Source organism: Planococcus sp. TJ-307 (assembly GCF_058268435.1).
This window is the reverse complement of record NZ_JBZDOJ010000001.1, coordinates 251,272-264,930: the sequence shown is the minus strand read 5'-3', so window position 1 is coordinate 264,930 and position 13,659 is coordinate 251,272. Positions and strand designations below refer to the sequence as shown.

At 40.6% G+C, this 13,659-nt stretch carries 15 protein-coding genes; 7 read left to right on the top strand and 8 right to left on the bottom strand.

All coding sequences use genetic code 11. The features are described from left to right. The first annotated feature begins 52 nt into the window (after positions 1 to 52). The 3 genes from AC4EHK_RS01280 to AC4EHK_RS01270 all read left to right on the top strand — a co-directional run bounded on the left by AC4EHK_RS01280 (position 53) and on the right by AC4EHK_RS01270 (position 3,003). The gene (locus tag AC4EHK_RS01280) at positions 53 to 1,096 is read left to right on the top strand and encodes an alpha/beta fold hydrolase (protein ID WP_490976990.1); all 1,044 of its coding nucleotides are present in this window, start codon (positions 53 to 55) and stop codon (positions 1,094 to 1,096) included. A gap of 556 nt (positions 1,097 to 1,652) precedes the next feature. Continuing rightward, positions 1,653 to 2,447 carry a GNAT family N-acetyltransferase gene (locus AC4EHK_RS01275; protein ID WP_490976989.1) on the top strand — a complete coding sequence of 265 codons (795 nt, stop codon included), beginning with the start codon at positions 1,653 to 1,655 and terminating at the stop codon, positions 2,445 to 2,447. 154 nt (positions 2,448 to 2,601) lie between these two features. Further along, positions 2,602 to 3,003, top strand: a complete 402-nt coding sequence (locus AC4EHK_RS01270) for an Rrf2 family transcriptional regulator (RefSeq protein ID WP_490976988.1) — start codon at positions 2,602 to 2,604, stop codon at positions 3,001 to 3,003. A 149-nt stretch (positions 3,004 to 3,152) separates the two neighbouring features. Here AC4EHK_RS01270 and AC4EHK_RS01265 read toward each other — a convergent pair whose 3' ends face one another. Continuing rightward, the gene (locus AC4EHK_RS01265) at positions 3,153 to 3,446 is read right to left on the bottom strand and encodes a hypothetical protein (protein ID WP_490976987.1); all 294 of its coding nucleotides are present in this window, start codon (positions 3,444 to 3,446) and stop codon (positions 3,153 to 3,155) included. A gap of 1 nt (position 3,447) precedes the next feature. Next, entirely contained in the window at positions 3,448 to 3,762 is a 315-nt protein-coding gene (locus AC4EHK_RS01260; RefSeq protein WP_490976986.1) for a TIGR04104 family putative zinc finger protein, read from the bottom strand. Between the two features lie 262 nt (positions 3,763 to 4,024). Here AC4EHK_RS01260 and AC4EHK_RS01255 point away from each other — a divergent pair, with 262 nt between their 5' ends. Continuing rightward, positions 4,025 to 4,174: a hypothetical protein gene (locus tag AC4EHK_RS01255; protein ID WP_490976985.1), complete on the top strand. Its 150-nt coding sequence runs from the start codon at positions 4,025 to 4,027 to the stop codon at positions 4,172 to 4,174. Between the two features lie 199 nt (positions 4,175 to 4,373). Continuing rightward, the gene (locus tag AC4EHK_RS01250) at positions 4,374 to 4,685 is read left to right on the top strand and encodes a hypothetical protein (protein ID WP_490976984.1); all 312 of its coding nucleotides are present in this window, start codon (positions 4,374 to 4,376) and stop codon (positions 4,683 to 4,685) included. 281 nt (positions 4,686 to 4,966) lie between these two features. Here the strand turns inward: AC4EHK_RS01250 and AC4EHK_RS01245 are convergent, their stop codons facing one another. From AC4EHK_RS01245 to AC4EHK_RS01230, 4 genes are read right to left on the bottom strand one after another with little or no spacing between them, the layout of a single operon-like run. Further along, the gene (locus tag AC4EHK_RS01245) at positions 4,967 to 5,725 is read right to left on the bottom strand and encodes a PHP-associated domain-containing protein (protein WP_490976983.1); all 759 of its coding nucleotides are present in this window, start codon (positions 5,723 to 5,725) and stop codon (positions 4,967 to 4,969) included. Between the two features lie 15 nt (positions 5,726 to 5,740). Further along, the gene (locus AC4EHK_RS01240) at positions 5,741 to 6,565 is read right to left on the bottom strand and encodes an energy-coupling factor transporter transmembrane component T family protein (protein WP_490976982.1); all 825 of its coding nucleotides are present in this window, start codon (positions 6,563 to 6,565) and stop codon (positions 5,741 to 5,743) included. Beyond that, positions 6,531 to 8,273, bottom strand: a complete 1,743-nt coding sequence (locus AC4EHK_RS01235) for an ABC transporter ATP-binding protein (protein WP_490976981.1) — start codon at positions 8,271 to 8,273, stop codon at positions 6,531 to 6,533. The genes AC4EHK_RS01240 and AC4EHK_RS01235 overlap by 35 nt, the downstream gene beginning before the upstream one ends. Next, positions 8,273 to 9,157 (bottom strand): DUF8171 family membrane protein, encoded by an 885-nt coding sequence (locus AC4EHK_RS01230; RefSeq protein WP_490976980.1) that lies wholly within the window; start codon positions 9,155 to 9,157, stop codon positions 8,273 to 8,275. The genes AC4EHK_RS01235 and AC4EHK_RS01230 overlap by 1 nt, the downstream gene beginning before the upstream one ends. A 149-nt stretch (positions 9,158 to 9,306) precedes the next feature. Here AC4EHK_RS01230 and AC4EHK_RS01225 point away from each other — a divergent pair, with 149 nt between their 5' ends. After that, a complete protein-coding gene (locus AC4EHK_RS01225; protein ID WP_490977906.1) occupies positions 9,307 to 10,131 on the top strand; it encodes a MurR/RpiR family transcriptional regulator in 825 nt (274 codons plus the stop codon). Between the two features lie 913 nt (positions 10,132 to 11,044). Here the strand turns inward: AC4EHK_RS01225 and AC4EHK_RS01220 are convergent. Further along, positions 11,045 to 11,518: a hypothetical protein gene (locus AC4EHK_RS01220; protein WP_490976979.1), complete on the bottom strand. Its 474-nt coding sequence runs from the start codon at positions 11,516 to 11,518 to the stop codon at positions 11,045 to 11,047. 231 nt (positions 11,519 to 11,749) lie between these two features. Between AC4EHK_RS01220 and AC4EHK_RS01215 the strand changes: the two genes are divergently transcribed. Beyond that, the gene (locus tag AC4EHK_RS01215) at positions 11,750 to 12,307 is read left to right on the top strand and encodes an ArsR family transcriptional regulator (RefSeq protein WP_490976978.1); all 558 of its coding nucleotides are present in this window, start codon (positions 11,750 to 11,752) and stop codon (positions 12,305 to 12,307) included. 31 nt (positions 12,308 to 12,338) lie between these two features. On the opposite strand, the gene AC4EHK_RS01210 is transcribed toward AC4EHK_RS01215, so the two are convergent. Then, positions 12,339 to 13,559, bottom strand: coding sequence for an MFS transporter (locus AC4EHK_RS01210; protein ID WP_490976977.1), 1,221 nt, complete (start codon positions 13,557 to 13,559; stop codon positions 12,339 to 12,341). Positions 13,560 to 13,659: the final 100 nt, after the last annotated feature.

Below are 13,659 nucleotides of genomic sequence, written 5' to 3'. Positions count from 1 at the left end.
CTTGATTTCTTTTATTCAGTAAAAATGCTGAAAGCAGAAAGAGGGAAAATACATGCGAATAAAGATTATTTCACTTCTTGCACTGGCAGCAGCAGGTTCTTATTTTTATAAAAATATCACGTATATGAATAAACCCTTAGAAAAGATGTACAGTTCAGGATTTACTGAAAAGCAGTTGATAGTAGAGGATGGTACGTTATTGAACTATGGTGAAGGGCCAAGCAATGGGAAAACACCACTCTTGCTGATTCATGGGCAAGCTGTAACTTGGGAAGATTATTCAAAAGTGTTGCCTGAGCTAGCCAAGCATTATCATGTATACGCCATAGACTGTCACGGGCACGGTGAATCCGACTGGAAACCTGAAAAGTATACAGCGAAAGCGATGGCAAAAGATTTCAGTGAATTTATTGAAGTGGCAATCGGCGAAAAAACCGTATTGTCCGGCCATTCTTCAGGTGGAATGATTGCGGCATGGATCGCGGCACATCGACCGGAGCTGGTTCTCGGTACGGTCATAGAAGATTCTCCATTTTTCTCAACGGAATTACAGAGACGGAAAAACACTTACGTATGGGTCTATGAATTCCAAATGTATGAAAACTTCAAACATCAACAAGAAGAAAAAAACTACTTTGCCTACTCTTTGAAGCACAGTTACTGGAAAAAAATATTTGGAGATTTTCTATGGAACAAACTTTCAACAGACGCCATAGCCTATCACGAAAAATACCCGAATAAGCCTGTCCACTTGGTTTATTTGCCCCCGCAAATCAATCGGCTGTTCGAAGCGGCAACTTATCCATTCGACCGCAAATTTAGCGAAAGCTTTTACGATAACTCATGGTTTGAGAATTATCAGCAGGCAGAGGTATTGTCCAAGATTGAAAGCCCAACCGTGTTCATAAAAGCAAACACCGCTTATGATGGCAAGATGCTGCTTGCTGCATGTTCCGATGAGGATGCTGATCGAGTGACCGGTTTATTAAAGCATGGAAAAAGGATTAACGTAGATACCCCCAGCCATGGCATCCATTACGATAAGCCGAGAGAGTTCACGGACATATTGGTTGGTTTCCTGGAAGATCTGCAGTAGTTCAATCCGTATTCAATCTATGAGTAACAACAAAAGAGTTTGAGCCTGGCAATCCCATTGCGTTGCTCTTCTCCTTTTTGGAAGTTTTTATATCAACTGTTCTGCATTACAAGCCGACCTGTCAAATTCACCTCAAACTCCCCTGTAACAACTGACGCTATTTCAACTTCTTCTAAAAATACCTACATGACCAATTCCATTTCACTAATTCATTTCAAATTATAAATTTTAGTGTCTAAAATTTCATTTTTTATTAATAATGGGTATATAATAGAAAATCGGGTATATAAGTTCTATGCTAATTATTCTTCATTGTAAATTAGCTGAAAACACAGGTTTAAAGACCTAATTTATCCGAGGTACCTATTGCTGATTTTTGATGGATTGCACAACATATGTCGAAATTGACGACAGGCTATTTTTAGTAAAAATAATGAGTTGCCTCTTGTACTTAAAAGAAAACCATTGCTTCTGCTGTTTAAGTAAAAAGCACGGTTGAATAGTAAACTTTTTTCTCAAAAATTATGTTATTAGGAAGGAATGCTACTTAATGGAAATGTTATTAGAAAAAAAATATATCCCTCTGGCCGATTATTTTATGAAATCAACAAATACGACGGTTACCTTACACTTTACTGAAATCGAGAAAATTATGGGGCACGACCTTCCTCATAGCGCCTACTTAAATCAAAGTTGGTGGAAAAAGAAAAAAGCACCTGCAAGGCATTTTCAAGCATGGTCAGATGCAGGTTATGCTGTCCAGCACGTTGAACCAAACCGATATGTTACTTTCGAAAGAGTAGAACCGCTTGATGAAGAAGCGAGCGAGAAAAGCAATGAGGATGTTTTACTGATACGCTCTGCCGGCCATGGCGATGCTCGCTTTCTTGCTGATTTGCAGAAAAAAGCTGAGGGCGAGTCGAAATTTTTATTGTACGGAAAAGCCGAACGAGAGCTGTCTACCCAAAAAGTGAGAAAGCAAATTATTGAATGGAACCAAAGTGGTCACTCAATTATCTTCCTGGCTATTTTAAATGGACAGCATGTCGGTTACTTGATGATCAATGGAAATGATGCCAAACGGGCAACGCATCGCGCCGATCTGTTCCTTGCCGTTCAAGCGGATGCACAGGGCAAAGGAATCGCCTCTTCCCTTCTTCAAAAAGCAGAGGACTGGGCAGTCGAAAATGCAATCAGCCGCTTCGAACTTACAGTTTTGGAGACAAACACCGCAGCTCGGCAGTTTTTCAAAAAACACAAATATCAAACTGAAGGCATTCGTACAGAATCCCTGATTATCGATAACAATCTGCACAACGAAATTTACATGGCGAAAAGATTGGCTACGTAAGAGCCATGCATGACTAAACTGACCCTCAGTGGATCACTTTATAAGTGATCCACTGAGGGTTTTTGATTTTTAAGAGCTGATTGAAGATAATTGACAGCTTCTTTTAACCGGGATATTATATACCTTGCAAGTCTTTGAATGGAGGAGAACAATCATGAAATTTTCAAGAGGCACAAATTATGCTCTTCATACGATGCTGCACCTAGCCCGATCGTCGTCTACGAACAAACCGGTTGGTGTTCAACAACTTGCGGAACAACAACATGTTTCTCCGACCTACCTTTCCAAAATTTTAACGAAACTCGTGAAAGAAGGCATGATTTCTTCAATTTCCGGCGTGAAAGGCGGCTATTCCTTGCCTTATAATTGGGAATCTATTTCTTTCTTGGATATTATACAAGCAATTGAAGGCAAAGCCTCTTTATTCGACTGCCATTTTGGACACGGTCCAGGTTGTCCAATTGAACAGGTCATGGTTTCGGCTGAACAGAAAATGGAAGAAGAGTTAAGAAATACGACAATTGCAGATTTGCTTAAGAATAAGACAATGAGCTAAGGTTTGTTATCTTCTTAATATAAATAAAAGATATAATATATCTATAAGAAAATGAGCGTTCGTAAGGTGTTTAGCCACCTTACGAACGCTCATTTTCACTTTTGTATATTTGGCAACGCAGACGGTTACTTTGATCTCCCACTCCTATACTAAATGACAGAAAACGCCTTTTTCCGCTTGCCGCATCTTTCGCATCGATAGACATAGAGCGCCGGAAGCTCGCTGTCTTGGCTAATCCGCTGATACTTATGAAGCCCCACTCTGCAGAAAAAACTCGATTCCGTATTGGCAGAGATCAACGAAAGAACTACACCAATGGAACCGACAATGATCAGTACATAAGGAACATTGTATAAGTTGAACGTTTGATCGACTTCAGCAAGTAAGAGAACAGCTCCGATCAGAATAAAAAATGGAAAAACAATCTTCAGTTTGGCTATCATGTTACTGCCCCCTTTGCGCCGGCTGCATACTGGACAGTTCCATCAAAAAAAGGTCAACGACTATCAACACTACGGCAAACGGCACGGCGAGAGCCATCGCACTCAAAAAGTCCGGCGGCAGTAAAGGACGAATCAACACCATCAGGACTATTACAACTATGCCCGCGATGCCCATTCGGCTTACCGACTTTTTAGATAAGTACTGGGTATTTCCGCACCGTGCGCACGCTCTCCCATTATTCCCTCTAAACTTAAAAGCTATTTTGCCGGTATTTTTCAAACTCCAGCGATGTCCACAACTTTGGCATTTCGGCATTTAGAAACCTCCAGGTAAAAATTATTTCTTCTATCTTCCAAATACCCTAAATTTTTTAAGATAAAAGAAATTAGCCAATAAAATGGTAAACCATTACGAAAGCACGAATAGTGTAGACACCGTTACACCGTTAAAATAGTGGTATATTATAAATACAAAATCCCATTATTTTCTAAGTCTACCCAAGAAGAATTCGCGTCATATTTCCTCTGTGCAAAAGATGAAGCACTGCACAAATACTAAAACCGTTGGAGGCATATTTATGGAAAATTTCATGAGCGATTTAGCTGGAGCTTTTTTAGATATTTTGAAGTGGGTCTGTTATTTCGTAGCAGGAGCATTAATTGTCACCATTTTTATGTATGCCTTAAAATGGGGAATCGAATGGATACTGGTCCCTCTCATGACCTAACCGTTTTGCTTTGACTGACTATGGGAGCTGGTTAAGCAAAAAAAGACATAGTTGGGGGTTGATCAAAATAAACTATTTCTTAAAGTTGAATGGAATCAGCATGCTGTACGCGCTTATTGTATTTGTTCCCTTCGAACTCCTGTTGAATGTTTACCGAATTAGCAGATTGACGAAGTGGAGTCTGGATGCGGTAAACAGTTTGACCATTGCAATCTTGCTTGCCACATTTATAGGAGGAACATTTTTAATCCACTTCTTAACAAAAAAATGGTTGGGCCAGAGAAAAACGAACTTTATAACCGTAATTTTGTTGCTCCCTTATTTTGTTCTTTTTGTTTTGGCAGTTGCCTTCTTATTCCCCATAACCAATGGTGGAGACGATCCGGGTCCGGCAGTCGGCCTTTTGGCGCTGGGCGGAATGTGGATTTATCCGGTTTACATTCTGGTCCTCAATTCTCATGTTATGTGGAAAGATGAAAAAGTTGTAAATCAGAAATTAGATAGAAGATAATACTAATAAAAACGATGAATAGTCGCTTTAGCTCGGTTGATTTCGGCACGTTTTTTTTTTTTTTGCGAACAGCAACTTGCCGAATAACACCAGGATAAAAAGTGTGGATAACTCTCTTTAGAAACAGGAAGCAACCATTACGAACAAACCAAATAAAAAAACATGAATTCGGCAGAAAACCAAACTCATGTCTATCGACCACTTAACTTTTGGTGCAACTATCTCAAAACGATTATTCAATTTCCCTCATTATCATGCTTCAATAACTTTAGGATGGTTTTTCATAAAGCCATAGCGGCTTTTTTCATTTGTTTTTTGACGACTTTAGCGGCATGAACTTTAGTGTGAAGCACTGGAGAAACCGTTGATGTATAACGCCTTTCCTGAATATGTTCTTTTAGTTCTTTTACTGTCTCACAAGTTTCGGGAAAGAAGTTTCGGCTAATGCCAATATGAATTGGATGATGTGAATCACTGCCGTAAACAATTGGCTTGTCCAATTTCTGTGCAAACTGTTCCACCGCAGCTTTCATTTCTTCGACACCATGTTCATGCAAATCTTTTCCATTGAGATCAAACGCATCTAATTGCTGCAAAAGCGCGGCGTCATGATGAAAAAGTGGAGTGGAAGGACGCAAAGGATGTGCACCAATCAACAACGCGTCGTATGAATGGCCAAGTGCCAATAACTTTTCCAAAGGGATAAAGTTGGATGGATCCGTATGATTTTCCAGTTGCCGCCGCATCTCAAGCAAGTTTTCTTTACCAGTGATGCAAAGAATATGCCCTGTGTTTGCTACATCGACTTCCATCCCAGGAAAGATGTACAGACCATCCACAGTATAGTGATCGTCCGTATAAGGATAGTGCGCATCCAGCACCTCAAAAATTTCCTCGTATTGATCGGTATTAAAATGCTCGGTCATTGCGATTGCATTTAATCCGGCTTCTTTCGCATTTAATACGATTTCCTGAAAAAAAGCGAGGCTAAATTTGGTTTTTTTCGAGAGTTTTACGTGTGTGTGAAAATCCATTATCATGGTGATCATCCTTTCTTAAATAGAAAATAAGTTGCCGCCAATATAGATGCCCGAAGTAATGGCGAATGTGCAAGTCAAAAATAAATAATCAGAACGCTGATACTTCAAGTAGGCTAATTTCATTTTTTTCGTTTCTTTGTTCTCTGCCGCATAGCTGAAACCCCTGACTTCAAGTGCTTCGATTGTTGTCCGGGTGCGCTTTGCAGTATTGAGCATCATCGGATAAAAGGCAAGTACGCACATTTTTAAGTAATAAAATAACACTCGACTGTAAAGAAATCCTTTTTTCTCTGGACTTCTCCCCCGAAGACGAAAGGAGTGAATAATGTTTTGGTATTCTTCTATTAAGATGGGCAGCATGCGATAACTGTAAGAAACACCAAAACTGAATTTTCCAGGCACACCAAAGCTGTGCAGTGCATCGCTGAATTTTTCTGGGTCCATACTGGTAAAAACAGCGAGACTTGCAAGTGATACTGTGGTGATCTTTAATGTTACAGGAATAATGGCTGCCAATGCACCAAAACTGCTGCTCAGAAATACAGCTGCAAAAATGAGGTACGTGAATTGAGAAATAACCCCAAGAATAAGCAGCACAATGAGCAATGGACTAACCCTTGATATATATGCGAGAACAGCCGTAAAACAGGTGAGCCCAATCAGGATGATCATATTGTGTGTCAGCCAAGGGATGATGGAATATACCAGCACCCAAATGACCAGCATTCGCGGGTCCAATCTGGCCAATAAAGTGTCCTGATTGCCATAAGCTGTACGCATCAATTCAATTTTTATATTCTCTACATTAAGCTTCTGAAAGAACTTTTGAAAGCTGTTCATCTCCATCCTCCTCTCCTATTAAAACCCGGACAAACTCTTCGACCGAAAGAGCTGCCGGACGCAAACCCAATCGATGGCACAGCGAGACAATTTGCGGAGGCACTAAAGAGGCCTGTTCCAATATAGCTTCCGATTTAAAAAGCTCACGTGGAGTTAAATCGGCCAATATATTTCCTTCATGGAGAACAATCACACGCGTTGCCCATTCAGCCACTAACTGCATATCGTGTGTAGCGATGATGCTGGCACGGACAGAACCTTCAATATGCTGCAGCATGCGCACAAGCTCTCTTCGAGTTGCAAGATCAAGACTTGCAGTTGGTTCGTCCAGCAACATAATATCTGGCTTCATGGCAACACCAATTGCCAGCGATGCCCTGCGCTGTTGACCCCCACTCAGCAATCTGCCGTCCCGCTCCTTAATGGGCTGTAGCCGGAACGTCTCTAATGCTTGTCCGGTGATTTTTTTTGCTGAAGGATCTTTTCTCGCCGTTAAGTAATACGCAACATCTCTCTCAATGGAATCTTCAATAAACATTTCCTCTGGATTTTGAAATATATAACTGATGTGTTCTGCCGCCTTTTCCGGTGATGCTTTCATCAGCGACTTGCCATCAAATGAAATTTGGCCTCCAAGTGGCTTAAGCAATCGCGCAATTAACTTAAGAATTGTCGATTTCCCTGCACCATTGCTGCCTACCAATGCGACGCGCTCATTTTCATAAATATTCAAATTTATGTCTTCCAACAAGACTTTAACTTTTCGATTGAGTTGTTTATAGCCATAATTTACATGTTCCAAAGACAGAATCGGCATTTTTTCGACCGCTGGAATTTCTGATTTGACGGGACTAGGTGTTATGGAAGGAGATGACATCTGACCGAACCATTTGACCGCTTGATCTAATGTAGTGGGCAATGGTCCGGACCCCCAATTTTTTTGTGCTTGTTTTGCCGCCATTGTTACTTGTGGCGGGAAAATATTCAACCCCGTTAGTTCTTCGATGCAATTCAGCGCCTCTTCAACCGGCTTTCTCCATGCCACACGGCCGTCATCCATTAAGATTACATCTTTGCAGTAATCTGCTATAAATTCGGTATGGTGTTCAATGACAATGATCGTTTTATCCGTTGTCTCGTGTATGTGCTTAAGCTTTTTGTAAAGCTCTTTGGCATGGGCAGGATCCAGTTGGGCGACCGGCTCATCGATAATGAGAATTTGTGGATCCAATGCTAGAGCTCCCGCCAATGCGATCAAGTGCTTTTGGCCTCCACTTAACTGCCAAATATACTTATCTTTCAAATGAGTCAAATCGAGCATCGCCATTGCCCGTTCCGCGCGCGCCTCATAATCCTGAAAGCCGTAATTCATCGGTGAAAACAGAATTTCTTCATAGACCGTCGGACGGACGAGCTGATTTTCAAAATCTTGATAAACATAGGCCACATGCTGTGACATATAAGCTACACTAGTGTTTCGTGTGCTTGTGCCGTCAATAATAACGTCGCCTTCAAAATCCCCTACATAGTAATGTGGAATCAAGCCATTTATTGCCTTGCAGAGCGTCGATTTTCCTGCACCATTGCTGCCGATTACAGCAATAAAGTCATGACGCTCAATGTTTAATGAGACTTCCTTTAATACCCAGTTATCCGCCCCTGGATAGCGGAAAGAAACATTTTCCATCTGTACCAATGGACGCTCCATCATAATGCTACCTTGTCTTCTTCATTTGTACGCTTTAAGAAATGCTTCACTAAGCGGTAGATGAAGATAACAATAAGAACTGCAAGAATGGCATATGCACTGTAACCAATCCACCTCTGGCTTTCTTCAAACTGACTAAGAAAAACCGGTGACCAAAAGGACAGGTTTACTTCCATTTCAGCGATAAATTCTGCAATCATTGCTACAAAAGTCAACGTGATGACTGCCAAAAGCAAGCCAGGTGTTATGTATGAAGTTAATCCAGCTTCAACACGGGCATCACGAGGTTTCATGCCAAGAAGCGGTTCGATTTTCCCGTAAAGCTTAGGTGTCAGCAGCAACACCGGTATTACTCCGAATAGAACACCCGTAATGATCATTTCGTTCACAAAACTGACCAGTTCAAGGATGACAATACTCTCAGGAAGCCCAGGTACTGCGTCAAAGCCTTCTACACCAAACCACACTTTTCCGATATCCACGACTGAGCTGAGAAACTGATCAATTCCTACACCCACTAGAGAAGCCAAAACCAATTGGCCTTTGTTTAAAGGGTTGCGGACAAGTAAACCCGCGATATAAATAGCAAGTGTCAGTTCGATAAAGCCTTCTATTTCACCGACTCCGCCAAAATCCCCCATCAAGAGGCCAGCGAAAATGATGCTTCCCACTGAGGCTCCTAAAGCCACGTAAAGCGGATGAAATAGAGCAGCCAAGATAAGTGGAATAAACGCAAAATACGAAATAGAAAATTCAATTGGACCGACTTCGTTTGAGGGCAAAAGCTCTGTAATCATTTTTGACATTCCAAAAAGGGCCATGGACAAGACGAATACCATCATCTTCTGGGACTGGGTCAGTTTCCGTTCTTCATTGATCTTCATTGTTCTCCTCCTCTAATTTCAAACTTGGTTTGAGTATAGGTGGAGAATGTAAAGACAACATGAATTTAGTGTAAATAAATTATTATTTAAATTTATTTGATAATTAATTATCATTTATGTAAAATATAATTTGAGAGGAGAGATGCACCCTGGATTTTTCTAAATGGAAATTATCTAAATCACATCAAAAAATAGCCGATTATATTCAGAAGCAATCTGACGGTATTCCCTATATGACCGAAAAAGAGATTGGCGAGGCTACCGGAGTAAGCATCGCTACCGTTTCTCGCTTTTGGCGGGCAATCGGCTTTAAAAGCTTGCGCGAGTTCAAAGTTCATTTAAAAAAGGAAATCGGCGTTACTCCTGCAAGCAAAGTACAGTCAGCTGTCCGCAAATCACCTGTAAACGCAACCGAGCCTCTGTTTAAAGAAGCTATCACCTTTTTATACGAGACCCATAAACATATAGATGAAGCGCAACTGATTAACGTGGTAGATTTGTTGGCAAGCGCGAGGCATATCCATATTTATGGATCAGGGTCTTCAAAGGGCTTAGTCCAGTTGCTTAGTTTTCGTTTAAAAAGATATGGTTTGTCGGTAACAGAACTTGCGCCGAGCGGCCATGAACTTTATGAAGACATGATTCACATGGATCACCGCGACCTCCTCCTTGTTTTCGGGTTTGTTCGATCTTCCCCAGAACTTGATGTTTTGTTTGATCACAGCCGCGAAATCCAAATGCGGTCTTTACTCATTACGGATATGCTGGTTTCCCCACTGCTGAACTTGGCTGACCACGTTCTTTATACAGCTAGAGGCGAACAAGCAGATTTTCACTCGATGGTCGCTCCCGTCGCTTTATTGGAAACACTCATTATTATGACTGGCCGAAAACTTGAAGAAGGCGGCCTCGAGAAGCTGCATCGCCTTCATCACTTGCGCAAAACTTATCAACGCCGGCTGCCTAAGAAATAAACCCCCGATATCTGAAAAACTGGTACTGCTGCTTAATGATTGCTTTAAATTTAGTTTGAATAAAAAAAGTTTGAGTATTTCTAAAAAAAAGCAGCGTAGGAAAATTCCTACGCTGCTTTTCTATTGGCTCTTGTTGACCCCAAAGTTCAAGACGGCTTTTTTTCAAAGCATTCTTTACAAGTAAACTGGGCTTCATTTTTTAAGTAGGCTTTGATTTCCGTAAATCCTTTTCTCTTGGGATAGCGTATCTTAATATGCACGACTTCATCCCCTTCAATGTCCCTGTTGCACAATAAACACTTCGGCTTTTCGTTAAACAATGGATCACCTCTTTTTAAAGTCTAAAGCTTTTCCTTTGGATTGCGGCATTAATTAGATCGATACGTTTGATCCTGTTTTCGATGGGAACTCCGCAGCTTATCCAGCCCCAATGCTATCGGGATTGGGAGAATGAGCAGGAAATAAGAAATTCGCGTTAAAAATTTAGCATTCTCTATTCCGGGATTGTTGAACAAATAAATATTCAACAAAATACACGAAATGCCTGAAGATAACCCCAGTATTAGCAGCACTGACTGCAAAATTTTTATATGCAAGTTCCATCACCTCAACTAATTCTTTGTCACTATGAAAACGTGTATTCAACTAAAACAAAAACCATCGTTCCAACCAAAATAGGCAGCCATAACCCATCGATTAATTTATTTTTAAATTCTTTCTCCCGATTGGTTTTTTGAAAATAATAGTTTGCCCAAATCAGCAAAACTGAAGGGATGAACAAGGTAATAATAGTAAGTGTGCCAGTCCAGTGCAATAGAAAAATAATAAGAAACCACGAGAAATACCTTATAGTAGAATATGCAAAAACTGTCACGCACAACACCTCTTTCCCTTTAATACGGCTCGGTTCGCATTAAGTTACATCCAACGCTTTTATTTTTCTGATTTTCATGTTCGAACAATAGATTTTAATCGTCGTCTGCGAGAACAATAAAATTTCATGTTGGAGTTTCTTTTTGCTCAACGGGAGAAGTTCATCATAGCCCCATTCATCCAATCCTCTTCTTCCGCCAAATGCGATTTTATGCGATGCATTGGCATATACATTGCGTTTAATATCATAGTCCATAAAAAACTTCCTAACATTGATCCACTGAACTTCATACAATTCCTCATTGCGGTGCTCGATGATCATTTTGACGGTGGTGGGATCTTTTGTTTCTCCGTTTTCTTGATTCAAAATATTGATTGAAACGACTTTCCCGTCATGAAAAGAGTTGTTTTTTAAAAACCTTGCTGTTTCTTTATTGAACCTGCCCAAAATCTTTTCCTTTTGTTCTGCATAACCTTCTAAATCCCAATGATCTTCATCTATTAAATATTGCATTCATGCTTCCCCTTCGCATTTGCCCATTATCTACGCCGTTTTTAAAATTCCGTTCTTTAGACAACTCAGTGATTGCTCTATATACATTATACCAAAAATACCCATTAATATTACCACTAAAGTTTTGGAACACATAGCTTTCTGAGTCTCATAATAAACTTTCTTTTAGTTGTTGTTAAAATTTTTTAATCCGTTAAAATTAATTTATACGTCAGATAAAGGAGTGACTACATGACCAGCAATTTTGATTTGATGAAATTAGTTTCCGACCCTAAAATAGAAGCTATCCTTTATTCTGTTAAGACTCAAGACAAAACGGTTAAGGAGATTGCTGCTGAGTTGGATGACAAGCCTTCGCGACTGTATTACCCGATCCAAAAACTTTTGAGCAGCGAGCTGATTAAAGTCAGTGAAGAAAAACAAATCGGCAACTTGATCGAGAAGTATTACACGTCCCGCCATTTGTTCAGCAGCGAGGAATTTATGGGCTTGGAGGGGGAACTCGCGAGAAAGAATTCGGATTCTCTTCTTGCTCATGTTTTAATGACCTTCAATAAAGGAATGAATGTGCTGAAAGCCGATTTAGAAGGACCGAAAAATGAGGATGAACAGGAATATTCGCGCGCGATGTACAGAGAAGCAACTGTTTCTCTTACACATGATGAGTGGATGCAGGTAAACGAAGAAATCGAAAGACTAATCAGCAGCCGGTCCAAAAAACACCAAAAGGATGCCAAGGACTATACTTTTTCCGTCCTAACATACGAAACCGATGCAAAAAGCCACTAAGCCTGAAGATGCCTAGTGGCTTTTGTTCGTTTTAAGTTTGTTCCTGCAGCTGAATATCTTCGATTTTCGGCAAGGTCCGAATTTTTTTGTTCAATAAAAAGTAAAACACGATAGCAAGCAATCCGGATGAACTGATCAGCATCATATTGCTGACTCCGATTATTGGTGACAAAATTCCTCCGAGCAAAGCACCGAGTGGCATTGCGGCTACCAAAATGCTGTCAATAATTGAAGAAACCCTGGCCAGCATGTCCTCGTCGATCGATGTCTGCAAAAACGTAACCAATAGGATGCTCATCATGCCAAACGGCAGGAACGCCAGCCCCAGGAAAATCGTTGAAACCCAATTGCTGCTCATAAAAATTGAAGACGCCCACAGCACAAACGAAAGCAACGGCAGCACCATCATCAGAAGGCCGAGAGGAAACCTCATCACTTTCATCACCAGTAGCGACCCCGCCAAATTGCCAAGTGTCATCGCAAGGATGATGATGCCGTATTGCTCTGCTCCTCCTCTTTCATTGGCGTAGACAGGAAGGATAGCTTCAGCCATACCGAAAGAAAAGTTGGCAATCAAAAACGGCAGGCAAATAAAAACGATTCTCGATTTGAAAAAATAAACGAATCCGGTTTTCAAGCTGTGCTTATATTCCACCCAGTCTCCTGTATTCCGTTTCAACTCATCCGGTGATGAATTCACTTTCACCATACTGAAAAAGATGGCGGCCGCTAAAAATGTCAGCGCATTGAACAAGTAAATGTTTTGAACGCCAATTGTTAAAATAAACCCGGCAAAAACGGCTTTCATGGTAATGTCCACGATTTGCTGTAAACTGCTGATCAGCGAATTGAACTTTCCTCGCTGCTCTTTCAACACAATTTTAGGCACAACAGCAATTTCAGCCGTTCCCTGGAAATTCTCGAGAAACGAAATACAAAACATAATCCCAAGAACGAGAAAAACAGATTCATACCCCAGCCAAATGCCTACCGGAATCGACAGCATCAATAAAAATTGAAAAAACTGCGCATATACCAGTATTTTTGCTTTGTTCATTTCTTCAATCAGTGGACCCAAGAGGAAATTAAAGCATTTCGGAATCATGACAATGGCGGCTGCCACTCCTGTGTAAAAAGCATTTTGGCTTAACTCGAACACATACCAAATCACTGCAATTTCATACAAACTATCGCCGGATGTCGAAACCAGCCTTCCGAAAAAGAGATTACGTATATTTTTATTTTTGAACAAACCCACACCACCCAAATATTATTTATCGTTAAAATAAATTTTAACGATAAATAATATTTTGTCAATACCTGTTTCTACTTACAACAGCGTGGGCACTCAG

Bases quoted from the DNA above. Each gene is read 5' to 3' on its own strand.
- AC4EHK_RS01220 (WP_490976979.1), bottom strand. From the start codon at position 11,518: ATGCAATATTTAATAGATGAAGATCATTGGGATTTAGAAGGTTATGCA.
- AC4EHK_RS01230 (WP_490976980.1), bottom strand. From the start codon at position 9,157: ATGAAGATCAATGAAGAACGGAAACTGACCCAGTCCCAGAAGATGATG.
- AC4EHK_RS01270 (WP_490976988.1), top strand. From the start codon at position 2,602: ATGAAATTTTCAAGAGGCACAAATTATGCTCTTCATACGATGCTGCAC.
- AC4EHK_RS01275 (WP_490976989.1), top strand. From the start codon at position 1,653: ATGTTATTAGAAAAAAAATATATCCCTCTGGCCGATTATTTTATGAAA.
- AC4EHK_RS01240 (WP_490976982.1), bottom strand. From the start codon at position 6,565: ATGAACAGCTTTCAAAAGTTCTTTCAGAAGCTTAATGTAGAGAATATA.
- AC4EHK_RS01235 (WP_490976981.1), bottom strand. From the start codon at position 8,273: ATGGAGCGTCCATTGGTACAGATGGAAAATGTTTCTTTCCGCTATCCA.
- AC4EHK_RS01255 (WP_490976985.1), top strand. From the start codon at position 4,025: ATGGAAAATTTCATGAGCGATTTAGCTGGAGCTTTTTTAGATATTTTG.
- AC4EHK_RS01280 (WP_490976990.1), top strand. From the start codon at position 53: ATGCGAATAAAGATTATTTCACTTCTTGCACTGGCAGCAGCAGGTTCT.
- AC4EHK_RS01265 (WP_490976987.1), bottom strand. From the start codon at position 3,446: ATGATAGCCAAACTGAAGATTGTTTTTCCATTTTTTATTCTGATCGGA.
- AC4EHK_RS01245 (WP_490976983.1), bottom strand. From the start codon at position 5,725: ATGATAATGGATTTTCACACACACGTAAAACTCTCGAAAAAAACCAAA.
- AC4EHK_RS01215 (WP_490976978.1), top strand. From the start codon at position 11,750: ATGACCAGCAATTTTGATTTGATGAAATTAGTTTCCGACCCTAAAATA.
- AC4EHK_RS01260 (WP_490976986.1), bottom strand. From the start codon at position 3,762: ATGCCGAAATGCCAAAGTTGTGGACATCGCTGGAGTTTGAAAAATACC.